21 protein-coding genes and 1 tRNA gene are annotated in these 24288 nt (G+C 59.5%); 13 read left to right on the forward strand and 9 right to left on the reverse strand.

All coding sequences use genetic code 11. The features are described 5' to 3' along the window. Positions 1–3 precede the first annotated feature (3 nt). The 6 genes from VR71_RS06690 to VR71_RS06715 are packed head-to-tail and all read left to right on the forward strand — an operon-like array spanning position 4 to position 6993. Positions 4–1212: a cyclopropane-fatty-acyl-phospholipid synthase family protein gene (locus VR71_RS06690; protein WP_045682275.1), complete on the forward strand. Its 1209-nt coding sequence runs from the start codon at positions 4–6 to the stop codon at positions 1210–1212. Continuing rightward, a complete protein-coding gene (locus tag VR71_RS06695; protein WP_296429984.1) occupies positions 1213–1671 on the forward strand; it encodes a TrgA family protein in 459 nt (152 codons plus the stop codon). After that, entirely contained in the window at positions 1647–2771 is a 1125-nt protein-coding gene (locus VR71_RS06700) for an NUDIX domain-containing protein (protein WP_296429987.1), read from the forward strand. Before VR71_RS06695 ends, VR71_RS06700 begins: the two co-directional genes overlap by 25 nt. 57 nt (positions 2772–2828) lie before the next feature. Next, a complete protein-coding gene (locus VR71_RS06705; protein WP_045682277.1) occupies positions 2829–3860 on the forward strand; it encodes a cysteine synthase A in 1032 nt (343 codons plus the stop codon). Positions 3861–3865: 5 nt separating this feature from the next. Beyond that, on the forward strand, positions 3866–6277 hold the full coding sequence (locus VR71_RS06710; protein ID WP_045682279.1) for a DUF3772 domain-containing protein: 2412 nt from the start codon (positions 3866–3868) through the stop codon (positions 6275–6277). Beyond that, positions 6274–6993, forward strand: coding sequence for an alanyl-tRNA editing protein (locus VR71_RS06715; protein WP_045682281.1), 720 nt, complete (start codon positions 6274–6276; stop codon positions 6991–6993). The genes VR71_RS06710 and VR71_RS06715 overlap by 4 nt, the downstream gene beginning before the upstream one ends. Before the next feature lie 6 nt (positions 6994–6999). Here the strand turns inward: VR71_RS06715 and VR71_RS06720 are convergent, their stop codons facing one another. From VR71_RS06720 to VR71_RS06735, 4 genes are all read right to left on the reverse strand, one after another. Further along, a complete protein-coding gene (locus VR71_RS06720; RefSeq protein ID WP_045682283.1) occupies positions 7000–7701 on the reverse strand; it encodes an amino acid racemase in 702 nt (233 codons plus the stop codon). Positions 7702–7711: 10 nt separating this feature from the next. Then, complete coding sequence (gene hisD / locus VR71_RS06725) at positions 7712–9007, reverse strand: histidinol dehydrogenase (RefSeq protein WP_009818758.1); 1296 nt, start codon at positions 9005–9007, stop codon at positions 7712–7714. Between the two features lie 148 nt (positions 9008–9155). After that, on the reverse strand, positions 9156–10211 hold the full coding sequence (locus tag VR71_RS06730; protein ID WP_045682286.1) for an AI-2E family transporter: 1056 nt from the start codon (positions 10209–10211) through the stop codon (positions 9156–9158). A gap of 185 nt (positions 10212–10396) precedes the next feature. After that, positions 10397–12019, reverse strand: coding sequence for a GMC family oxidoreductase (locus tag VR71_RS06735; RefSeq protein ID WP_045682288.1), 1623 nt, complete (start codon positions 12017–12019; stop codon positions 10397–10399). A 205-nt stretch (positions 12020–12224) separates the two neighbouring features. Between VR71_RS06735 and VR71_RS06740 the strand changes: the two genes are divergently transcribed. From VR71_RS06740 to VR71_RS06760, 5 genes are all read left to right on the forward strand, one after another. Next, positions 12225–12314, forward strand: a tRNA-Ser gene (locus tag VR71_RS06740). Between the two features lie 640 nt (positions 12315–12954). Continuing rightward, positions 12955–13593: a DUF1326 domain-containing protein gene (locus VR71_RS06745; RefSeq protein ID WP_045682290.1), complete on the forward strand. Its 639-nt coding sequence runs from the start codon at positions 12955–12957 to the stop codon at positions 13591–13593. Positions 13594–13639: 46 nt separating this feature from the next. Beyond that, complete coding sequence (locus VR71_RS06750; protein WP_296429992.1) at positions 13640–14422, forward strand: DUF2182 domain-containing protein; 783 nt, start codon at positions 13640–13642, stop codon at positions 14420–14422. A 25-nt stretch (positions 14423–14447) separates the two neighbouring features. After that, a complete protein-coding gene (locus tag VR71_RS06755) occupies positions 14448–15083 on the forward strand; it encodes a DUF1326 domain-containing protein (RefSeq protein ID WP_045682294.1) in 636 nt (211 codons plus the stop codon). Between the two features lie 304 nt (positions 15084–15387). Then, on the forward strand, positions 15388–15921 hold the full coding sequence (locus VR71_RS06760; protein WP_045682327.1) for a hypothetical protein: 534 nt from the start codon (positions 15388–15390) through the stop codon (positions 15919–15921). A 169-nt stretch (positions 15922–16090) separates the two neighbouring features. Here the strand turns inward: VR71_RS06760 and VR71_RS06765 are convergent, their stop codons facing one another. Next, positions 16091–16525, reverse strand: a complete 435-nt coding sequence (locus VR71_RS06765; RefSeq protein WP_296429993.1) for an SgcJ/EcaC family oxidoreductase — start codon at positions 16523–16525, stop codon at positions 16091–16093. Positions 16526–17080: 555 nt separating this feature from the next. Here VR71_RS06765 and VR71_RS06770 point away from each other — a divergent pair. Both VR71_RS06770 and VR71_RS06775 read left to right on the forward strand, forming a co-directional pair. Then, positions 17081–18196, forward strand: a complete 1116-nt coding sequence (locus VR71_RS06770) for an AI-2E family transporter (protein WP_045682296.1) — start codon at positions 17081–17083, stop codon at positions 18194–18196. Between the two features lie 498 nt (positions 18197–18694). Continuing rightward, positions 18695–19564, forward strand: coding sequence for an OST-HTH/LOTUS domain-containing protein (locus tag VR71_RS06775; protein ID WP_296429996.1), 870 nt, complete (start codon positions 18695–18697; stop codon positions 19562–19564). A gap of 113 nt (positions 19565–19677) precedes the next feature. Here VR71_RS06775 and dctP read toward each other — a convergent pair whose 3' ends face one another. The 4 genes from dctP to VR71_RS06795 all read right to left on the reverse strand — a co-directional run bounded on the left by dctP (position 19678) and on the right by VR71_RS06795 (position 24177). Next, positions 19678–21735: a TRAP transporter substrate-binding protein DctP gene (gene dctP, locus VR71_RS06780; protein WP_296429998.1), complete on the reverse strand. Its 2058-nt coding sequence runs from the start codon at positions 21733–21735 to the stop codon at positions 19678–19680. Between the two features lie 299 nt (positions 21736–22034). Next, positions 22035–22421 (reverse strand): bacteriophage-like protein, encoded by a 387-nt coding sequence (locus tag VR71_RS06785; RefSeq protein WP_045682300.1) that lies wholly within the window; start codon positions 22419–22421, stop codon positions 22035–22037. After that, the gene (locus VR71_RS06790) at positions 22418–23728 is read right to left on the reverse strand and encodes a recombinase family protein (protein ID WP_045682302.1); all 1311 of its coding nucleotides are present in this window, start codon (positions 23726–23728) and stop codon (positions 22418–22420) included. Before VR71_RS06790 ends, VR71_RS06785 begins: the two co-directional genes overlap by 4 nt. Further along, complete coding sequence (locus VR71_RS06795) at positions 23725–24177, reverse strand: DUF2924 domain-containing protein (protein ID WP_045682304.1); 453 nt, start codon at positions 24175–24177, stop codon at positions 23725–23727. Before VR71_RS06795 ends, VR71_RS06790 begins: the two co-directional genes overlap by 4 nt. Between the last annotated feature and the right edge of the window lie 111 nt (positions 24178–24288).

Raw genomic sequence — 24288 nt, forward strand, 5'->3', positions numbered from 1 at the left:
CGCATGATTCTGACCGATACCAACGGCCAGACCGGCCTGCCGCGCTATTTTTCCCGTTGCTTCGGTGTGGCCCGTCAGATCGACGCCGGGCGGCTTGATATCCGCTTGCCCGATGGTCGCGTGTTCCGCGCCGAAGGCAATCGGCCCGGACCGGTGGCCGTTCTGGAGATCCACGATACCGAGGTTTTTGCACGGCTGGTGCGCGAGGGGTATCTGGGCTTTTGCGAGGCCTATCTTGATGGCGATTGGTCCACGCCGGATCTTCAATCCTTTATGGATCTGCTCAACGATGACAATGACGGGATTTACAACGGCTATCCCGGTCAGCGACTGGCGCAGATTTATGAGCGCATCCGGTTCTGGTTCAAGCGTAATTCCAAGACGCAAGCGCGCCGCAACATCAGCTATCACTACGATCTGGGTAATGAGTTCTACAGCCTCTGGCTGGATGAAACGATGACCTATTCCAGCGCGATCTTTCAGCCCGGCCAAAACAGTCTCGAACAGGCGCAGATCGCCAAATATGCCAGCATGGTCGATCAGATGGGGGTGAAACCCGGTGATCACGTGCTGGAAATCGGCTGTGGCTGGGGTGGCTTTGCCGAATATGCCGCCAAGGAACGCGGGCTGCGCGTGACCGGCCTCACGATCAGCGCGGAGCAGTTGAAATATGCGCGCGACCGGATGGCGCGCGCGGGATTGTCGGACCGGGTCACGCTCAAGTTGCAGGACTATCGCGACGAGCGCGGTACCTACGATGGCATTGCCAGTATCGAGATGTTCGAGGCGGTGGGAGAACGCTATTGGCCGGTGTTTTTCAACAGCTTGCGCGAGCGCCTTAATCCCGGAGCTCTGGCCACATTGCAGATCATCACGGTCGAGGACAAGCGGTGGGAAAGCTACCGCAGCGATGTGGATTTCATCCAGAAGTACATCTTTCCGGGTGGCATGCTGCCCAGCCCCACCGCGCTGCGCGCCGAAATCGAGCGGGCAGGTCTCAACGTCGCGCGCTCCATCGAGTTTGGTGAGAGTTACAGCCAGACCCTGCGCCGGTGGCACCAGACTTTCAACGACAAATGGGACGCAATTGCCGAAATGGGCTTTGACGAGCGCTTTCGCCGGATGTGGAATTTCTACCTGACCTCTTGCGCGGGGGCCTTCAAAGGGGGTAGTTGCGATGTGACACAGATCACCATCGCAAGGCCCGGATAGATGCCCGTCACAGATCACATGCCAACTGCCGGGAGGCTGGTCGCAGCGATCGGTCTGGGCGCTTTGGGGTGGTACGGATCAGAGCTCTTTCGCCCTCTCATGCCCGAAGATACCAATTTCGGTTGGTTCAATGTGGTCAACGTTGTCCTTGGCGCGATTTGCGGCTGGCGCGTGACCGGCAAGCGGCTTGGCTTTGGCTATGCCGAGGGGTTCAGCGCCGGGTTGACGGGTGTCGGCGCGCTGGTGTTCTGGGCGCTGTTTCTCCAGAGCCTCAACGAGATGCTCAAACGCGCCCTCGACACTCGGTACGACGGGGTCGTCGAGGGCGTTATCTCGATGTTTGAACTGATTGTGGAATATGGCAGCCTGATGATCAACGGACCGCTGATCGGTCTGCTGGTCACGGGCGGGATTGTGGTCGGAATCGTTTCGGAATGGGTGTCGCACAGGTGGTCCTGACGGAACCGCTCTTTGTCTATGGTCCGCTGGCTACCCCGATGTTGCTTCAGACCGTGATCGGCGATGCGGATGTCCGGCCAGCTCAAGCGCCGGACCTTGCGATCACCCTGTGTGATGAACCCGTGCCGGTTTCAGGCCTGAGCGCGGGGCAGGGCAACGCAGAAGGTCTCTTGATCTCGGGTGCTGACGCCGTGGCGCGGCTCTCTTATCTCGCACAGGTGCTGGGGTTGGGCCCGGCTGAGAGACTTGTGGTCCTGCAGGATGGGACAGAGCGCGAGGCGCTCGTGTTTCCGGGTCGACCGGGGCGCTGCGCGTGGCATCCCCAAGAGTGGGTGGCAAAATCAGGGGCCATCCTGCAGGCGGCTGCGCGTGAAATCATGACAGTCAAAGACCGCGTGCCCGCCGCTGATCTGGCGGACCGCCTGCCAATGATCCTGTCGCGCGCGGGCGGCAGGGTTGCCGCGCGACAATCGGCCCCGGCCAACCTGCGCAGCGCAACCCATGCCGATCAGGTTCAGGATATGGCGTGCGAGATCACCCACGTGGGTTTCTTTCTGTCTCGTGCCTATACGCTGCGCCATCCGCGCTTTGACGGGACCATGAGCGCCACCTTGGGACGTGAGGTTTTTGTCGCCACAGACGCCGCGTTGGTGCTGCCCTATGATCCAGTCCGCGACCGGGTGCTGCTTGTTGAACAGTTTCGCATGGGCCCCTATGGGCGCGGCGATCCGCACCCGTGGATGCTGGAACCCGTCGCAGGCCGGATAGATGGCGGCGAGTCACCGGAAGAGGCGGCACGGCGCGAATGTCTGGAAGAAGCGGGGCTGACACTGCGCCATCTCGAGAAGATTTCCGCGCATTACTGCACACCGGGCTACTCTACGGAGTTCTTCCATATTTTCCTTGGCGTTTGCGACTTGCCCGATACCGATACGGGCCAGGGCGGGTTGGCCACGGAACATGAAGACATCCGCACCCATGTCATTGATTTTGAACGTGCAATGGCACTGCTTCGGACTGGCGAAGCGAACAACGGTCCGCTGATCCTGAGCTTGATCTGGCTCGAGCGCGAACGCGCGCGCCTGCGCGCATCGCCTTGAGTTCCAGCATCCGACCGCCTAAACCAAGACAACAGTTTTACCACAGGAGCATGAGAGATGCGCATCGCACAGGATCTGGCCGCAGCCGTGGGAAATACTCCCCTTATTCGTTTGCGTCGCGCCAGTGAGGAAACCGGCTGTGAAATCCTCGGCAAATGCGAATTTCTGAACCCCGGTCAATCGGTCAAGGACCGGGCTGCCCTCTTCATCATCCGTGACGCCATTGCGCGCGGTGACCTGAAACCCGGCGGCACGATTGTCGAAGGCACTGCTGGCAACACCGGCATCGGTCTGGCGCTGGTTGGGGCCTCGCTTGGGTTCAAGACAGTGATCGTGATCCCCGAGACGCAGAGTCAGGAGAAAAAGGACATGCTGCGCCTCGCCGGAGCCGATCTGGTTCAGGTGCCCGCAGCGCCCTATTCCAACCCCAACAACTTTGTGCGCTATTCCGAGCGGCTGGCATCCGAGCTTGCCAGAACCGAACCCAACGGGGTGATTTGGGCCAACCAGTTCGACAACGTGGCCAATCGTCAGGCGCATATCGAGACCACCGGACCCGAGATATGGGATCAGACGGGTGGTAAGGTCGATGGGTTCATCTGCGCGGTGGGATCGGGCGGCACATTGGCGGGGGTCGGCATGGCGCTGCAACCCAAGGGCGTCAAGGTGGGCATCGCCGATCCGATGGGGGCCAAGCTCTATTCCTGGTACACCAAGGGCGAGTTGGAGAGCGAAGGGTCGTCCATCGCCGAAGGTATCGGGCAGGTCCGCATCACAGCCAATCTTGAGGGGTTCACCCCCGATTTCGCCTGTCAGGTTCCCGATGCCGAGGCGCTGCCCATCGTCTTTGATCTCCTTCAATACGAGGGGCTGTGCATGGGCGCTTCGACCGGTGTCAATATCGCCGGGGCCATCCGCATGGCCCGCGAGATGGGGCCCGGCCATACTATCGTGACGATCCTCTGCGATTACGGCACGCGCTATCAATCCAAGCTCTTCAATCCTGAATTTCTGCGCGCCAACAACTTGCCGACGCCGGATTGGCTCGATCAGGCGCCGCGCTCGATCCCGGGGGTTTTCGCAGGGTGACACGGATGCTGCGGCAACTTGGCCTGATCCTCTGCCTGGCATTCAGCGCGGCGGTTGGTCACGTCCCATCCGGTCTGGCGCAGGGCCAACATAGCCCGAACGCTCCTGATTACGTCGCCTGGGAAGATCTCGCGACCAGCGCCGACGACATGCTCGCAAATGGCGATGCCTCGACCGAAGATCTCGAAAGCCTGCGCAGTCAGGTCAATGGCTGGCGTCAGCAATTCGTGGACATGCAAGGCAGCAACGCCGCCGCGATAGCCACGGTGCGCAGTCAGATTGACTCGCTTGGGCCGGTGCCTGAAAGCGGCGAAGAACCCGAAGACATCTCTGCACAACGCGAGGAATTGAAGCGCCGCCTTGCGCGGCTCGAGGCTCCGGTGAAGCTGGCTGAACTGGCCCGCAGCCGTGCCGAAGGGCTGGTGAGCGCGATTGACCGGGTGATCAGCAACCGCCAGACCGAGGCTCTGTTGCGCCTTGGTCCGTCGCCCGTCAATCCATTGCATTGGCCCGAGGCGGTCAAGACGCTCTATCGCACTGTAGAGACGTTGCGTGCAGAAACCGCCACCAACTGGCAGAGCGCCTTTCGCCGGGAACGGTTCCAAGGCAGTCTGCCGGGCGTGTTTGTTCTCTGTCTGATCGGGATTTTCCTGATCAGCCGGGGACGTATCTGGACGACCCGTCTTTACGCGCGCGTTCTGGGATCGACCCCGACCGCAGGACGGCGTCTTTCTGCCTTTGCCATATCGCTCGGGGACTGGCTGCTGCCCTATCTGGGCACCATCGCTTTGGTTGCTGCGGCGGCTTTGACCGGATTGCTCGGCTCTAAGGGGCTTTTGGTGATCGGGTCCATCCCGTCGGCGATTTTCATTTTCCTCTTGGCGCGCTGGTTGGCGTTGCGTGTCTTTCCACGTGACGACCTGCAAATGTCCCTGCTCAACCTCGAGACCGCCGAGCGCTATGCCGGGCGGCTTTATGGGGCGATGCTGGGCCTCGTGATTGGGGGTTTTGCCTATGTTCAGGATCTTGCCAATGGATTTGGATGGTCCGAAGAGGCGAGAAACGTTCTGATTTTCCCGATCATGGTTGTGGCGTCGCTGCTGTTGTGGCGACTGGCACGGCTCTTGATGCAGCACAACCGCGCCACGGCGGATGAGGTGGAAACCGAGCTTGGGTTCCGCAGCAAACTGGTGCGTATTCTGGCCCGCGTGCTCTGGGCCTTGGCGATCCTTGCGCCCGTGTTGGCCGCCATCGGGTATGTGGCTGCTGCCGAGGCGATGATGCTGCCTGCGCTGCTGTCGCTGATGATGATCGCGGCCCTGCTGCTGTTGCAACGCATCCTGACCGAAGTTTACATCATGCTGCGCGGCAATTCGCAGAACGCCGAGGAGTCGCTCTTTCCAGTGCTGCTCGGTTTTGTCTTTGTGCTGGCGTCGGTGCCGATCTTTGCCCTCATCTGGGGGGCGCGGCCTGCACAGCTGCATGAGGCGTGGTTGCAATTTACCCAAGGCGTCAGCTTTGGCGGCATCACCATTTCGCCCACCGGGTTTCTCACGCTCGCGGCGGTCTTTACGATCGGTTATTTGCTCACGCGGTTGGTTCAGGGGACACTCAAGAACTCGATCCTGCCCAAGACCAAACTCGATATGGGCGGGCGCAATGCCATTGTGTCGGGCGTCGGATATATCGGGATATTCCTTGCTTCGCTGATCGCGATCACCAGTGCCGGCATTGACCTCAGTTCGCTAGCCATCGTGGCCGGTGCGCTCTCTGTGGGCATCGGTTTCGGTCTGCAGAACATCGTGTCCAACTTTGTCTCGGGCATCATCCTGTTGATCGAGCGACCGATCTCGGAAGGGGATTGGATCGAAGTGGGCGGCCAGCATGGCTATGTGCGCTCGATCTCGGTGCGCTCGACCCGGATCGAGACCTTTGACCGCACCGATGTGATCGTGCCCAATGCCGATTTCGTCAGTGGCACGGTGACGAACTATACCCGAGGCAATACCGTGGGCCGGGTGATTGTGCCGGTGGGCGTGGCCTATGGCACAGACACGCGCCGGGTGGAAGGGATCCTGCGCGAGGTGGCCGAGGCGCATCCGATGGTGCTGATGCAGCCGCCGCCGACGGTGCTGTTCCAGAGTTTCGGGGCAAGTTCGCTGGATTTCGAGATCCGCGCCATCCTGCGCGATGTGAATTGGGTGGCCAGCGTGAAATCCGACATGAACCACGAAATCGCGCGCCGCTTTGCCGAGGAGGGGATCGAGATCCCATTCCCGCAACAGGATATCTGGTTTCGCACCCCAACAAGCACGCCTCAAGAGCGCCCTGTTGAGGCCGAAGGCCAGACCAGCCGCGCGCCAGCCGGCCTGACCGAAGGCGATGTTGACGGCGACGGTGGGGGGGATGGGCGATGACCATAGCGCTCTTTCGGCAGGATGCCTATCAGACCGAGGCCGAGGCGGTCGTGACCGCCCACACGCCGGAGGGGGGCATTGTGCTGGACCATTGCCTGTTCTATCCCACCGGTGGTGGGCAGCCGGGCGACAGTGGGCGGCTCGAGTGGCGGGGGCGTAGCCTGCCGATTGCCACGGCGGTCAAGGCCGACGGTGCGGCCATCGCCCTTGTCGCGGCAGAGCCGCAGCCTTTGCCAGCCGTCGGAACAGCTTTGCGGCAAACGATCGACTGGCCAAGACGGCACCGCCTGATGCGTATGCACACGGCGCTGCACCTCTTGTCGGTGGTGATCCCATTGCCCGTCTCGGGCGGGGCCGTCGCCGAGGAACGCAGCCGTCTTGATTTCGATATGCCCGAGGCGCCGACCGACCGTGACACGCTTGAGGATTATCTCAATCAACTGGTAGACCGGGATCTGCCAGTGACAGAAGACTGGATCACCGATGACGCACTGCGCGCCAATCCGGGACTGGTCAAGACCATGTCGGTGGCACCGCCCATGGGCTCTGGCCGGGTGCGCTTGGTGCGGATTGGGCAGGGGAGAGACCAGGTTGATCTGCAACCCTGCGGCGGCACACATGTGGCGCGCACCGGCGAGATCGGACGGCTCAGACTGGGCAAATTCGAAAAGAAGGGCCGCCAGAACCGCCGGGTCTATCTGCATCTGGACGGCTGAGAGCCCTCAGAGGCGCTCTTGCGGCGCTCCATTCTGTGCAAAACGCGCAATTGCAACGGTCAGGCAATCCAAGCTGTCGGTATGCGGGGCCGTCCGGGGCAGGGCGTCTGTCATCAAGGACAGCTCCGTACAGGCCACGAGCAAATGATCCGCCCCCTCGGCCAAGAGCGCCTCTGCCTCATGGGTGAGCCGGGGTTTGAGGGACGCAGCCACTTCTCCGGCTTTGACCGCGCGGATGAGCGTCAGAAGATCGCTGTCGTCAGGCAAGAAGACGGGTGTCAGCCCGTGGGCGGCAAAGGGCGCAGCAAAGACGCCCGCAAGCCGCGTCGCAGGCGAGGCGAGCATGCCGATCCGGCGCGCGCCTTGGGCGACGAGCGCAGCGGCCGTGAGGTCCAACATATTGAGAAACGGCAGGGATGTGGCCGCCACCACGGCTGGCGCATAATGATGCGCGGTGTTGCAGGGCATCGCCAGTGCCTGCGCACCCGCTGCCTCGAGATCCCGCGCCATGCGCGCCAAGGTCGGGCCGGGGTCTTCTCCTGTGCCCTCGATCAGGGCCTTGATGCGGCTGGGAACCTGTGGGTTCTGGTGAACGATCAGCGGAATGTGATCGCTGTCGTCGCGTGCAGGCACGGCGGCCAGCAGTTTCTGCATCAGAAGAATGGTCGCTTCGGGGCCCATACCCCCGAGAATGCCAACAGTTTTCATAGCTTGGACTTTACCCTGTGGAGGTTGCCGCGACGGGTGCGGTGGTCAAACGGATGTCGGCGCTGCGCGCGTGGCCTTCCATCCGCTCGGCCCGGCTCAGGCTGGCCGTGACACGCGCGAGATCAGGCAGCGCGCGCTCGTCCACCTCTTGCCACGTGACGGTTTTCAGGAACTTATGCACAGATAGCCCCCCTGTATACCGCGCGGCCCCAGAGGTGGGCAAGACGTGGTTGGGCCCCGCCGCCTTGTCGCCAAAGGCGACGGTGGTGGTCTCGCCCAGAAAGAGCGAGCCATAGACGCGCAGGCGGCCCAGCCACCACGGCAGGTCGCGCGCCTGCACATGCAAATGTTCGGGTGCCTTTTGATCTGCATATTGCGCCATATCCTCGGGGGTGTCGCAGAGCACGACTTCTGCAAGATCGCGCCACGCGGCGGCAGCCGCGCTTCGATTTGGCTCCGGTAGGCTGGTGATGAGGGTGGGCACGCGGGAGATCACCGATCTGGCCAAGGGTTCGTGAGTGGTGGCAAGCCAGACCGGTGAATTCGCGCCATGCTCCGCCTGTCCGACCAGATCCGCGGCGACCGTTTCGGCGCAGGCCGTGTCATCGGCAAGGATCAGGCTGTCAGTCGGGCCTGCGAACATGTCGATGCCGATGGGACCAAAGAGTTGCCGCTTGGCCTCGGCCACATAGGCATTGCCGGGACCGACGAGAATATCCGCCGCGGGCGCACCAAAGAGGCCAAGGGCCATGGCGGCGATGCCCTGCACCCCGCCGATGGTCAGGATGCGCGTGGCTCCGGCCAGATCCATCGCATAGAGCATGGCATCGGGAATCCCCTGATTGCCGCAGGGGGGCGAACAGGCGGTGATATCGGCGACACCAGCCTCGCGTGCCGTGCCGATGGTCATCAGCGCCGAGGCGATATGGCTATAGCGCCCGCCGGGCACGTAGCAGCCTGCAGCCTGCAGCGGGATCTGGCGCTGACCGGCGCGCAGCCCGGGACGCAATTCGATCTCCATATCCTGTGCCGTGGCGCGCTGTGCAGCGGCAAAGCGCGAGATATTGTCATGCGCCCATGCGATATCATCCCTGAGCGATTGCGGTACGCGGGCGATTGCCCCGTCGATTTCAGCGCGCGTGACCGTGATTGCCCCGGGCCAGCCATCCAGGTGCCGTGCATATTCCAGCGCCACCTGCGCGCCGCCGGTGCGCAGCCGGGCCAGCATGATCTGGACGGTATCGGCCACGTCATGCGCGGTCTGTGGCGGCTCTCCGGGGGCGGTTTTCAAAGGGGTGATCGACATGGCAGGGTCTCCTTTCGTATGAGGAATGGGCCGTGCAGCGACGTGGAGCAAGGGATTTGCCGGGGCGGCGATCCGGTTTTTTCAGGCGCTGAAAGGCTGCTTCGGATTTCCCGAAAAGAAACATCGCCTCAGGTCAGCGCTTTACGCCTCACCCACGCCTGCGGGCCGGCGCATCCAGATCCTGATCGGTTTCGGGCAGCCCTTCGCGGGACAGCAGGATGGCGATGGCGCGGAGTCCCGGCACATGGCTGCACACGATCATCAGGGCCACCATAATCGGCACTGCCAGAAACATCCCCGGTATCCCCCAGACCGCCGCCCAGAAGGCAAGGCTGATGATGATGCCAAAGGAGGAGACCCGCAGCGCGCGGCCCATGAGCATCGGGTCGATGATGTTTCCGTTCAAGAATTGGATGATCCCGACGATCAGAAAGATCACCAGCGCGAGGGTGCCATCGGCCAATTGCACATAGGCCACCAGAGCCACGAGCACCGTCGCCACGATCGAGCCGATCGAGGGGATGTAATTGAGCACGAAGGTGAGAATCCCCAAGGCCCCGGCCAGATCGAGCGCGAAGTAGCGCGCGACACCGTAAACCATGAGGCCGGTCACGACGCTGACGAGGGTTTTGACCAGAAGGTAATAGTTCACGCGGTGAATGATGGAGCTGACGATCCGGCCCACCCGTTCGGCCTGTTTTGCATCGCCAAAGAGGCTCTCGAGCTTGGTTGTGAACCAGATGCGTTCGGCAAAGAGGAAGCCGACGAAGAGGATCACCAGAACCGTGGCCTGCATGAGGCCGCCAGCCTGCCCGGCCAGGGTGCGCAGATACCCTGCCACATCCAGCGTCGCCACCGCGTTGAACACCGCTTTTTCGGCATCCGGTCCCAACCATGCCACCATTGCGGACATCGCCTGTGGCGCGCGGTCGGTATAGGCCAGCGTCGTCGACAGCACCGTGTTGAGCTGCGACAGGATCACCGCCGAGAGGCTGAGCAGCGCCGCCGAGATCAGCAGCAAGGCCACAATGCTGGCCAGCCAGTTGGGCACCCGCACCGGACCGAGCCGCAGGCGGGCAATAGAATTGATCGCATCCGACGTCAGGCTGAAGAGGATAATCGCTGTGGCCAACGAGATCAGCAGGAACCGCGCTTGGACCAACAAAAACAGCACCACCGCAAAGGCAATGATGATCTGTGCCACAGTGCGAATACGTTGAAATTCCGGCGTGCTCGGGCCGGGGTGGTGGTCGTGCTCTCTTGCGGTCACGGTCTGGCCTGTCCTTGGCATGCTGTTGCGCCCGAGTATCGGGAATTTCAGGGCAGGTGACAATCGCCGAACGACGCATTTAAGTGGTAAAATCAGGTATTTCACCGCTCTGCTGCGATTTAAAGTGGCGCTCGGGCATCCTCGAGGATCAGATCTGCCGCCCGCCACGCCAACATCATCGTGGGAGCGTTCGTATTGCCGGAGGTGACATTGGGAAACACCGAGGCGTCGACCACCCGCAACCCTGTCACGCCATGCACCCTGAGACGCGGATCGACCACAGAGTGACTGGCATCCCAACCCATCCGGCAGGTGCCCACCGGATGAAAGACCGTACCGCTGCGCTTGCGGAAATCCGCAAGGAGGGCGGCGTCGTCCATGGTCCGCAGGTCCTCGTACATCGCGCTCTCCACCAGACCGCCGAGCGCCTTTGTGGACATCAGCCGCTGACAGAGCCTGCCCCCGGCTATCACCTGCGCGCAGTCCTCTTGGGTCGCCAGCGAATTGGGTCGGATCAGAGGCGGGGCCTCTGGATCGGGACCGCTGATGTCAATCCGCCCCCGGCTGGTCGGGCGCGCGGGTTGAAAGCAGATAATAAAGCCTGGAAAGGGATCAGGCCGCACCACAGACCGGGTGCCCGCGGGTGTGGTCGTATACGTTACGGGGTTAAAATAGAGTTGCTGATCGGGCCGGTTCTGGCCGGGCGTTGAGCGAAAGAATCCACCGCATTGGTTGACCGACAGGGCCAGAGGCCCGCGCCGCGTCAACGCAAACCGCAACGCCGCCCGCACCTTGCCCATGAACGGGGCCAGATCGTTGTTGAGCGTGCGCTCTGTCGCGCGGAAATAATAGTTGATCCCCAGATGATCCTGCAAATTGCCCCCGACATCGGCGCAATCGCGCAGCGGTGTGATGCCATGCTGCCGCAAGAGGTCGGCAGGGCCGATCCCCGAGAGTTGCAAAAGGCGCGGCGAGGTGACAGCCCCGGCGCTCAGGATGATTTCACGTCTGGCCCGCACCACATGCGCTTGGGTGCCGCGCCGATAGTGCACCGCCACCGCCTTTGTCCCGTCAAAGGCGATCCGCTCCACCAAGGCGCCGATCACCAGCGTCACATTGCTGCGTTTCAGCGCCGGTTTGAGGCAGGCGCGCGCCGAGGAATTGCGCAAACCGCCTGCCGTGTTGATCCGGTAGACCGCGCCCCCTTCGCCCGCAGGGTCGTTGATGTTCTCGGCGCGGGGCAGGCCCAGCTCGTCAAGCGCTGCGAAATAGTGCCGGTTCACCGGATGGATCTGATCCGACACATCCTGCACCGTAATCGGCCCGTTGCCGCGCCGCGCTCCATCAGGAGCCACGAGGGTCTCCAGTGCCTCATAGGTTTGGCGGACTTGTTCCCAGCCCCAGCCGGTAGCGCCGGCAGCCTCCCAGTCATCAAAATCATGCGGCAGGCCTCGGGCGTAGACCAGCGCGTTGATTGCGCCCGATCCGCCCACGGTCTTGCCGCGTGGCCAATAGCCTCGGCGACCGTTCAGTGTCTCTTCTGGCTCAGACTCGTATTTCCAGTTCACGCGCTCGTTAAAGAAGGTTTTGCCATAGCCAAGGGGCAGGGCGATCCAAGGGCTGCGTCCCCGACCACCAGCTTCGAGGATCAGGACGGAATACTGCCCGCTCGCGCTCAGCCGGTCCGCCAGCACAGAGCCAGCCGAGCCTGCGCCGACGATAACATAATCATAACCCGTCACAGCCTGTCCTGCCTTTGCCTTATGCTTGAGGGGCAGGGTTACAAAAGCGATCTACCCCCGAAATGCCAAAAAGCGGCAGCCCTGACAAATTTCCGACAGAACCTTGCGGCAATCAGCGTCAAAGCGACACCCCAATTTTTTCCCGCCTGCCTGCGCAAACTCCCCCTTGCAAACCCCGCCCCCCTGCGGCTAGAACGCGCCCGATGGAGCGGTGGCCGAGTGGTCGAAGGCGCACGCCTGGAAAGTGTGTAGGCGGGGAACCGTCTCGAGGGTTCGAATCCCTCCCGCTCCGCCACTTGACCCTGAAAAACGGTTCTCCCGATCCGCCTGAGGCCGGATTTTCCCGTTGTTTTAGAGGGTTATGCGCGTTGGGCTGTTCACCGGCCCACGCCCAGAAAGGCGCACACGCATTCTCTACGGGCTGTTATTCTCCGAACCTGATGACTACGTTGTTTTGGTGTTCAGGTCGTAAGCCACTAATTCGATGGAAGAATTTGAGCAGTCGAAAATTGACTTCGATGCTAGTCACGCTCAACCAGATGACTCTGAAATCCAAATGTATCTCATCACCGGCAAAGATGCGATCTGATCTTGTTGCCGCGACGCAGCGTTCGTTGGGAAGGGCGGGAAGCGGCCGTTTTCCGCAGTCGCGAAGCAAACCGTCTGAGAAGTTGGAAGCAGACATTCGACCGGCGTTTTTTCTGGGCACCATCCGGCACTGCCGCGAGACGGCTGTGAGCCCATGGCAGTCCCATGACGGAACCTCATCTTCGCCCATTTCGATATTGATGACACACGACCAATTTTACGTTATCATTCGCATCAAAGATCGGGCCTAAAAATAAGTAAATTTAATAAACGTAGCGATCTGCAAACCTTCGAGCAAAACACAGCTTTGCCAGCTTTGGCAGCAGTTAATCCAAGGAGGAGGATTTATGATCGACTGGGAGATAAGGGGCGAAGAGCTCGCTAACTGTAACTGTAATTTCGGATGTCCTTGTCAATTTGGCGTCTTGCCTACAGATGGCACTTGCGAAGCAGCAGTTGTCTACAAAATCCATAAAGGGCACTACGGGAGCACGTCACTCGACGGCTTGACGGCGGCGGGTGTCTATAAGTGGCCTGGCCCAATTCACGAAGGGAATGGCCACATGCAGCTCATTATCGACACCAATGCGGATGCCGATCAGCGCGCAGCGCTCGAAGCGATCATGACCGGGGCCGATACGGAAGAAATGGCCACCATGTGGTTTGTCTTTGGCGCGATGAGCCCAAACAAGCATAAAACGATCTACGCACCGGTTTCTTTGGATATGAACAGTGAGGATCGCGTAGGCAAAGGAGTCGCCCAGGGCATTTTCGAAATTAATGCAGAGCCAATTCCGAACATCGTAACAGGGGAGCCGCACCGCATCGGCATCAGGCTGCCCCACGGTTTCGAGTTCGGGTTTGCCGAAATGGCCAAGGGTCAGACCAAGACTTCTGGTGGTGATCTAGACCTGAACAAGAACACAGGCACCCACGCACATATGGCAAGCTTGCACCTGACCGGCCAAGGCCGCGTCGCCGCATAACGTTAGATCTGTGATGATTGGTTCCGTAGGGCCCTTCGAAAGGATTATGGCGCGCGACACTTGGGTGGTGGCGGGCGCCGTTACTATGATCGTCCTGTTGGCCGGTCTTTACACATTTAGCGGCGTCGGCATGAACATGTCTGCGCTGGACATGACTAAGATGGCGGGTCCGATCGGCGAACCTATGGCAATGGGTGGATTGCAGCCTTGGACATTGAGTGCTGCGCTGCTCATCTTTCTGATGTGGTGGGTCATGATGATTGCCATGATGACGCCAAGTGCCACGCCAACGCTTTTGCTCTACACTGCACTGAAACGGTATGGTTCAGAACGCGCATCGGCGACGAAACTCAGCCTGATCTTCCTTGCTGGTTATCTTCTGATCTGGGGTGGTTTCAGCCTCCTGGCGGCAGGGCTACAATGGGGAACAGAAACTTTGGGTTTCGTTGATGGGCCGATGATGACACTCGCGTCACGTCCCGCCGCGGGCGTAGTGCTGATCTTGGCTGGCCTCTTCCAGTTTTCAGCGCTAAAGACGGCCTGCCTAAAACAATGCAGTTCTCCCGCAGACTTTCTCACACGTCACCGCAGAACAGGCGGCGCAGGCGCGCTTCTGATGGGTATGCATCACGGCGCCTATTGCTTTGGCTGTTGCTGGGCGTTGATGGCGCTGCTCTTTGTCGGCGGCATCATGAACCTTTACTGGATTGTCGGCCTTGCTCTGTACGTGCTGGCCGAAAAAATCATTCCTAAACCGCGCTTCTTCGCGAGGCTGACAGGAGCCCTCCTCATTGGTTGGGGCCTCTGCTGCATTTTCACATCCGTGTGACGACGGCCAAAAGAAAGGAGAACTCATGGCTCATAAAGATTGGTATGTCGAAGGCCCGGCATTCGGGAACTGCAATTGCGGCTATTCATGTCCCTGCCAGTTCGAGGAGGACCCGACCCACGGCGATTGCCGGGGTTTTGAAGTGATGGAGATCACCAAGGGGCACTTTGAAGACCTTGAACTTACGGGTTTGAAAGTCGCGGTGCTTTATGCATGGCCCGGGCCAATCCACGAAGGTAAAGGCGAGATGCAGTTGATCATCGACCCTGCGGCGTCGCCTGATCAACGCGCAGCGCTCGAGACGGTACTCACGGGCGGCGAGACCGATGAGGAGGCAACACACTGGTGGGTATTTCGCGCCATGTGTCCGACGCTGCATGACACTGTTTTTGAGGCCATCGACTTCACCTCCGACATGGAAGCGCGCACAGCATCGGTGAAAATCGGCCATATGCTGACTTCTTCCGGTCGCCCGATCAAGCCGCCACATGGCGACGGAGAGCACCGTGTGCGCATCGACATGCCCAATGGTATAGAGTTTTCAGTTGCCGAGGTTGGCAACGCGTCGACCAAGGGCACTACGGCCATCGCGCTTGATTTGAAGGACAGTTACGGTCAATGGCATTTTATGAAGCACGGACCACACGGCATAGTTCATTAGGGCCGATGTTGCAGTTCGGCTGCTGATGTTTTCTACTTGGTAACTGGTTGTCTCGCCTTTTTGCGAGCGGCGGCTGAGTCCGCAGGCTGTGATTTCTCCCCGGCATGGGTTTCGCACCTTCAGCGAAAGTCCGGTCTGACGGGCTGCACCACAGCGGAAGAGACAAAAGCTCAATGGCCGGAGTGGGCCGAGTGTTTCGGCTACGGGCATTGACCCGATATAAGAGTCGTGCTGCACCGCCTCGAGCCCTAAGCTGACGCATGTGGGAATCTGTGATAAGCTCTGCTGCGGTGGAGGGATGCAAATGTTTAACATAGACACGTTTATTGCTGACTGCCTCGATGCGGTTAACAAAGATCCAACGAACAAAACGACAGCAGAGGTCATGCGACGTGCGATGTCCGATCCATCCGAAGTCCTTGCAGCACTGGGGGAACCATGTGAGCCTGGGATCACGCCGCTCTATCAATCATCCAAGCTGACTATTATCAACCTGGCTTGGAAGCCTTCAACAACCATCCCACCTCACAACCACGCAATGTGGGCCGTCATAGGCATCTACGGTGGCCGAGAGGACAACATATTCTGGCGCCGGATTAAGGACCATCCGGGCGGGCTGATCGAAGCAGCCGGCGCGAAGTCATTGTCGACGGGAGACGTTTGCCCAATGGGCAAAGACATCATCCATTCCGTGACCAATCCAATTCCCCGCCTCACAGCTGCCCTGCACATCTACGGGGGTGATTTCTTCGAGGCTGAGCGAAGCGAATGGGAAGCAGAGCGACTGACTGAGCACAAGCTCGACATCGAGGAAGTGCGCGCGCGGTTTTCAAACTGAGGCCTCGGCTTTAGTAGGGTACGCTTGGTCCAGCTGACTGAACACGCGTTCCCCGAAAATGCTGCATAATGCACGAATGGCCGCTTCGAGTTCCTTGGCGGATCTGGTCGGAAACCGCCGTTCCCGACACCATGACCAATCTCCAGACAAGCGCTCTACGTTGCTCAGACTATTGTCCGAGGTTCCAGATATCGCGATGGAGGTGCCAGATCCCGTCGATCTGAATCCAATGTACCACGTACTTGGCAGCGACGACAACGCGCTCGCCGTTCTCGCCCGGCGCGGAGAGAGTGAGCGTACCAACATCAAGTGCACTGTCGCCGGTGGCGATCACTTCGGCTGCTATCAAGTCTAGGTCAGCGAGCCCGCTTTCAATAGCACCCGCCCAGAAGGCGGCTATCTTCTCGCGGCCGTCGATCCGCGTTACGCCCGGCGGCAGGATCGCCGCATCCGGCGCATAAAGAGTAGCGACAGCGGCGCTGTCGCCTGCATTGAAGGCCGCTTCGAACTCGAGCGAGCGAGCTTCAATTGCATCGGTCACACTGTCGGCCAATGCGGGAAATGCCAAGAGTGCAAAGGCTGTCGTCAAGAGAAATGATTTCATATCAATATCCTCGTTCAGTAAACACTGCACGGAATGTCACCGTCTTCAACATATAACATATGTGTGCGGAGAATGCATCCTTTCCCGCGTTTGCAATTGGCAATATCGATCATGATTTGAGCTTCCTCACCCGGACACTTCTCACGCTTGCGACCACCCCATTAACGACAATTTCTTTCGGACGTGACCGGGCAACCTCGGAAGTTGACACCCACTCAACGCCCACTTCGTCCTGCTCTGCCGTCATTGAACCCATGAGAATGCTGCGTTGTGCACGAATGGCTGCAAAGCGAAAGCTGCAATGCGACGTTGAAACGATCAACGAGCGGCAGCAATGGGCCGAGCGCGTCGATCAAACTATTGTCGTTGCGTAGGGCATTCTGCATCTGACTGTCTCCTATCCGGCGGTTTATGATGCTCACTTTCCGTCGATATCCGTGTATCATTTGTCTGCATCAAAGTTCAGTTCACTTGGCACAACGTCAGATTGCCTTGCCACAGGCTGCGCCACACCCGCATGGATCAGGTTGATCCCGGTCATCGGAGAAAAGATTCATGGAGAGTATGGACAAGACGGCCACAACCAACAGGCTGTTGGCAGCTATCGTCATCCTTATGACCCTTTCCGCCATATACTTCGCAAAGGACGTGGTTCTGCCCGTTGTCCTGGGTTTCATGCTGGCCTTAACGCTGGGACCCGGTGTGCGCTGGCTGTCGCGTCGCGGCATCCCCGCGCCACTGTCGGCATTTGTGATGATCTTCGGCTTTGCCGGGATGATCGGTGTCGCCGTCCTTCTGTTAGGAGGATCGGTCGCCAACTGGTTTGACGAAATCCCCCGCATCTCCTTTGAACTGCGAGACAAACTGCGCGGGATAACCGAGTCTGTGGCCGCGGTGCAGGATGCGTCGAAACAGGTCGAGGATCTGGCCAAGGGCGGCGAGGATGCCGCTGCCACAGTCGTTTTGCAGCAACCCGGCCTGCTGACCACGGCTGTCAGCAATCTGGCCAGCTTCGTCACCTCCCTCGCGGCGGGTCTGGTGCTGGCCCTGTTCCTGCTTTCGGCAGGTAACCTGTTCTATGTCAAGATCGTGGAGTCCTTTCCCCGCTTCGGCGACAAAAAGCGCGCTATTATGGTCATTTACGAGATAGAAAGACGCATGTCGCATTACATCGTTGCGATCACGGCGATCAACGCCGTTCTGGGGCTTGCCATCGCCGCAGCCATGTATTTTCTGGATATGCCTTACCCCTTTGTCTGGGGCCTCGCGGCCTTCTGCCTCAACTATCTGCCATTTCTGGGGGGTGTCATCGGCATGATCGGGGTGGGCGCCTTTGCCATCGTCCATTTCGACAGTCTCTACTATGCGCTGCTGGCCCCCATCGCCTATCAAGCGCTGACCGCGATCGAGGGGCAGGTCCTTACGCCGATGCTGCTGGGGGCCCGCTTGCAACTGAATACGGTCGCCGTGTTCCTGACAGTGATCTTCTGGGCCTGGCTCTGGGGTATTCCGGGCGCATTGATGGCGGTGCCGATCCTCGTGTTGATCAAGGTCATCTGCGATCATGTGCCCGCACTGGCAACCTTCGGCAACTTCCTCAGCGGACGAGCGATAGAAGTCATTCCCGATGAAACGGCGAGCAAAGGCTTGGCGGAAACACCGCCAGTCTGATGGTGCAGACCCATCTGCGAATTTGCCTAAAAAGTCAGCCTGGCAGAGGCAACACGGCGTCAGCCCGTCAGACAGGCGGGCGAAAGACCTGCGTTGTCTGCGTTTCTCTTTCATAGCGCGCGGTCAGTTCAAAGATGGCTGCTTCATCGTGAATGGGTGCCGCAACTTGAAATCCGACCGGTAGTCCTGATTGTGTCATGCCCAAAGGCATAGACGAGGTTGGGAGCGCTTTTACAACTTCCTCAGACCTAATGACGCACGATAGCACAAAACGACTGCTTCTTCCGCGAGGGCGATGCACAAAAACAGCGCGCGGATTTCGCAAAAGCAGCGAACCGCCGCTTTACAGATGCTGCGCTCCTGCATTGGCCGCGGACATCAAGGTCCGGTCTGGGCCGTGAGCTACGGAATGATTTCGGGGTCGACAAATTCATAGGTAGCATCGCTTCTACGGTCGATACATGTTTAATGTGAACGGGATGGAGACCGGATGCCACGATGACGACTTTTGACGATGAAGACCTGCGGACACATCAGCGTGAAGTTCAGCGATTGCTGGGTCGATGCATGTTGCGGTTGCAACAGTATGAGCGGCTAATCAAGGCGATGGTGGTACATTATGGGGCCTCAGGGCCAATTCTTGAGTTGGAGCGGACTCGGGCCGCGCAAATTGACGGCACAGCGCGTAAGACACTCGGCACCTTGGTTGGCGAACTCCTTGGAACGTGTGTTATTGCAGATAAGAACGGTCACGACGAAGACACGCCCATCAATTCTCCAGAGAACGTCAATTGGTTCGCCATGCAGACGTCAGTCGGCCTATCGGACGCAGATTTTGCTCAGGCAGAGCAGGAACTTGGAGAATTGGTAGGCCTTCGGAACAATCTGGTTCACCATTTCATCGAGCAGCATGACATTTGGAGCGTGAACGGATGCCGTCGCGCGAAAGATGCTCTTGTGACGGCATACAGCCGCATCGACCGAAATTTAGCACAGCTTCGGGAATGGGCCGAAGAGATGAAGAACGTGCAGCAGGCGATGTCGAACGTTATCCAGTCGGCAGAGTTCGCAGACTGGTTCGACAACGGCATTGCTCCCGATGGCACAGTAGAGTCGAATGCCTCGGGTATAGTGACGGCCTTACGAGAAGCATTCGGTGCCCTCGCCGCCGATGGGTGGGCGCATTTGGTTGAGGCTGGCAAATGGATTGTCGAAAGGTATCCCGAGCAACTGCCTGCCAAATATGGATACCAAAGTTGGCGGCAGGTCGTGCATGAGTCCCCCATTTTGGAACTTCGGTATTTTGAAATGCATGGGCAACGCATGGCCTTCTATCGGGAGAAAGAGAGTACCGAGAATCCGCTTTAGGATACGTCGGCGTCGCGCGAATTGTTACGTTGCATCAAACGGCCGCTTTTGGGAAGCTGCACCGCAGCGCAGGTAGCGGCTATGATTGACTGGTAAGGGCCGCGAGCCACGTTTCAAGGTTTGATTTCGTAGTAGGTCAGACCCTCACTGGCCGGCCTTTCAATCAATCCCCGCGCCACCGCTGGCTTGCGAGACGTTAAAAGGTCTGCAAGATCAATTGCGACAGGCTGCACATCAAACGCATGGGTGTGATTGCGGCAACGCTCCTTGCCTAGGTTCCAAACCGCACACACATCTCGGTCCAACGCGCTGACATCAACTGTATCAACGCCAGCCATCATCAGCCTAAACCGGCCTCCTAGCCCAATGGCCGGGCTTCTGTTCACGCCATAAGACGCCAGCAAGGCCACGTCGTTCGAATTGGCGTAGATCGACCAAATCGGGCTGATATTCGGGCCGAGCTGCAAGGTCTGCTGAAAATACGCCTTGCGCACATCTGGGGCTACCAAGACCACATTGCTGATGCCCAGTTGCGGAGGCTCCGCAAGGAAACGCAAGGCGTCCATTGCCACAAGCCCGCCCATGGAATGCGCGATGATCGAGATGTCATAGGTCTGCCCTTGATCCACAAGCAGTTTCAGCGTGGCCAGAAAGGACCTCAGATAGACGCGGTTGAAATCAACGCCATCGCGATCCCGAACATAGCCAGACAATTGCCCCATACTCGGCCAGCTCCAGAGCACGACATCCCCCTCAATAGCCAGATCTTCGGTCACGGAGACCGCCCAGTTGGCCGCGTCTTCGAAACTGTTGTTGAACCCGTGGATCAAAATCGTCACCCCCTGATCCGGTTGGCGCTGGCTGAAAACCCGCTTTATACAGTCGCCATGTCCTGTCGTCATCCCGTCGGGGCTGATTGCCATCGCACCGGTGAAGGGCTCCCCAAAGTGACGGCTATCCTCGCGGGTGTAATTCAGCTGAAAGCAATGCAGGGGCGTGCTCGCATCCATCTTATATCCGAAGCGCTGTCGCACATCGTGATCGGCTTCATCATTTCGGGGTGTTGCCACAAACAGATGAGCGGGCCGCCCGGCACCATTGCGCGAAACATCGTTCTCGGCGCGGGGGGCAGAGTCACCTGGTTCAGCGATCTCGATATCACCGATCAGGTCGCGGATCTCTTCTTGGGAAAGCCCATAGGCCTGCGCAATCTGCTCAGAAACCGACACTTGTTCGGGAATCACATTGGAAAAGCTGGCCACTTGCACCCCATATTCCTCCGCTTCCCGGAGGGTCTCCTCATACGTCTCAACCAAGGTTTCTCGTGCTGCCAGCGACGCTTTTTGCGCTGCGCCTTCCAGGGTTTTTAGCTGTCGTGCCGTAAGCGCATCCGCCCCCGTTTGACCGATAACGAAAAATCCGGTTCGCGCGCTGGCATCCGTATAAAGTGCACCGCCCGAAGATACTTCATAGAACTGTCTCAGGTCGCCTTCCGGCAGGCTTAGCACTTCGGCGCCATCAATCACGCCAGCTTCCAAACTCTGAAACACCTCAGAGGATGACAGCGACTGAGGGACAGCTCCCAACTGTTCAAGAAGCTCCGTCGAAGCGCTTCCAGCAGTGCGCAACTTCAGTCCCTGCAAATCTGCGAGGTTTGCCGGTGCCTGCCGAGCGAAGACACTGCTCGGAGAAGATGGCCATGTCGCCAAACCATAGAGGCTGAGATCACCCAGCAAGGCCGTGGCCCCCAATTCCAAGGGTGCTCTCTGTCCCTGTCTTTCCGCACCGGGTGCTACGCCAAAAAACGACTTCTCGTATGCAGAGAGCATCTCAACCGTCGGGATCTTCTCTTCATTGCGCGCTACAAAAGCAAGCAACTCCGTGCTTAAGAGAGCGACAGCTTCGGTTTTGAGGGCCTGCTGCACTGTGGCGACCGGGCCGCCGAGCGTGGAATAGGGCAAAACATCCAGCTTGAGACCCGCTTCGGCTAAGGCATCATCAGACATGATGGTTTCAATGAACCGCTCCGTTGGCGGGTCGCGAAAATCTGGCACAGCAAATAGCAGATCCGCGGCTGAGGACATCGCGGCGACCGAGCAAAACACGCCTGTGCAGGCAATGGTGACCAGGGATTTTCTTTCAAAGGGTTTAGGTAAATGAACAACGGGCAATGTCAGGCTCCTATTCAATTGAGCAAAACGAACTAGAAAAATATTAATGTCACGATACCAAAGAAACGCCGTTTCTCAAAGTCAATGCGAGAGCGATTGGTCGGGTTGCCACCATTGCGTGATACCTGACGAAGCACTTCCAAATCGCCCGTTTGCAAGTATCTCATTTGGGGGGATGGAGTTCTCAGTTACCGTTACCTCGAACTGATTAGGCCTGTAGACAGCTCTAGACGTCCGCTTTGGTTAGCTGCGTCGTGGCATTGGATTTCACTTTGAGTGGCGGCTTAGGGTGGGTTTAATCATTCGAACAGTTCCCTCTGCTTCATCCAGATCGCAGGAAACGGCTCAAGCATCCGGGCCAATGTGAGGTCCTTTGGTCCCTGCTTCCCGTTTAGGATCGCTTCGACGATGTCGGGCGCGAGCTGGGTCAGGCGCAGCACACGCGTCATGTAAGAGGGTGCGATCCCTTGGCGCTCCGCCATTTCTGCGATTGTGGCGAACTCGCCAGTTTCCAGCATGCGCTTCCAGCGGAACGCCCGCGCCAGCGCCTTGATCAAAGTGTTGTCCATCTTGCTGTGCCCAGATGCCCCATCCGGCAACTGCATTTCCTTGCGGCCGCCACGCTTCACGCGGCGGAACGGGATGTGCAGCGTGATGGTCTCGGGGATCGGCGTACCGCGTGTCATGCAGCCTCTCCGATGTCGCCGGTCAGCATTTCGCGGGCGAGGCCGCCGAGGCCGTCGACACGGAGCCGCACCTTCAGGCCGTCTATGCCGATGTCAACGCGCTCGACCAGCAGCGCCAGAATGCGGGCCTGCTCGGCGGGGAAGAGTTCGTCCCAGAGCGGATCGAGGCGGGTCAGTGCGTCACCGGCATCGGCTTCAGTGACCTCACCATCCTGCGTGCGTGCCGCCTTCCATGTGCCCGCCACAATCTCGGGCTGACGGAACACAGCGCGGAGCTGGTCGATGACGGCGGTTTCAATTTCGCCCGCCGGAACACGGCTTACCGGGCATGATCCTGCACCGTGCTTCAAAACCGTCTGGCTGACATAGTATCGGTAAAGCTTGCCGCCCTTGCGGGTGTGGGTCGGCGAGAACGCGGCACCATCGGGTCCGAACAGCAGCCCCTTCAGCAGCGCAGGCGTGTCTGCCCGTGTGCGGGCGGCGCGCTTCCGGGGGCTCTCCTGCAGGATCGCATGGACACGGTCCCACGTCTCGCGGTCGATGATGGCATCGTGCTCGCCGGGGTAGCTGGCGCCCTTGTGGACCGCCTCGCCGATGTAGGCGCGGTTGCTGAGCATCCGGTAGATGTATTTCTTGTCGATCCGGTTGCCGCGCGGCGTCCGGAGGTTCCTCGTGCCGACCTCCCGCGCCAGTTCCGTGCAGGACCCGATCTCAAGAAAGCGGTCGTAAATCCAGCGCACATGCGTTGCGGCTTCTTCGTCGACCACCAGTTTCCGATTCCCGACGCGATAGCCGTAGGGCGGCACCCCGCCCATCCACATGCCCTTCCGGCGAGAGGCAGCGACCTTGTCGCGGATGCGCTCGGCTGTGACCTCGCGCTCGAACTGGGCGAAGGACAGCAGGATGTTCAGCGTCAGCCGACCCATCGACGTGGTGGTATTGAACGACTGGGTGACGGAGACGAAGGTCACGCCGTTTCGGTCAAAGACCTCGACCAGCTTGGAAAAATCCATCAGCGAGCGCGACAGGCGGTCGATCTTGTAAACGACGACGACATCGACCAGCCCGTCTTCGATATCAGTCAGCAGCCGTTTCAAGCCGGGACGCTCCAACGTGCCGCCGGATACGCCACCGTCATCATACTGATCGCGGACCAGCACCCAGCCCTCGGAGCGCTGGCTGGCGATGTAAGCCTCGCAGGCCTCCCTTTGGGCGTGCAGGCTGTTGAACTCCTGCTCCAGCCCTTCTTCGGAGGATTTCCGGGTGTAGACGGCGCAGCGCAGTTTTCTGACAATGGGTTTGGTCATGCGCCCCTCCGGAGGTTTTTCAGGCCAAAGAACACCCAGCCGTTCCAGCGCGTGCCGGTGATCGCGCGGGCAATGGCAGAGAGCGACTTGTAGGGCCGTCCCTGCCAGTTGAAACCGTCAGAAGTGACCGTGACGATCTGCTCGACACCCTGCCATTCGCGGATCAACCGCGTGCCGGTGATGGGCATCAGATCGGCGCGGATCCGGCTTTTCTTGCGATCACCTCCGTCCAGTTCTTCGCCAAGCCGTTCCAGCCGCCGGATCGTTTCGGGCTTCAGCCCGCCATAGGCCAGTTCTTGAATGCGATAGGCCAACCGGCTTTCGAGATACCGACGATTGAATGGCGGTGGCTCGCTGTCGAACAACGCGCGCCATTGCTGCTTTAACTCAGGTGTTGGGGTGGTCTTCAGCGCCGCCAGGCGGGCAGGGATGGGATCGGTCATGCTAATCTCCGTTTTGAGGTGGTTGCATGAGCGCTCTGGTCGGGCGAGTTGTGTAGCGGAAATTCTCCATCCTTCGCAGATACTTGGTCTGCGTCTCTCATGTGCAGCCGGACCAGC

This window comes from Roseovarius sp. BRH_c41, from assembly GCF_000961715.1.
Classification (GTDB): domain Bacteria; phylum Pseudomonadota; class Alphaproteobacteria; order Rhodobacterales; family Rhodobacteraceae; genus Roseovarius.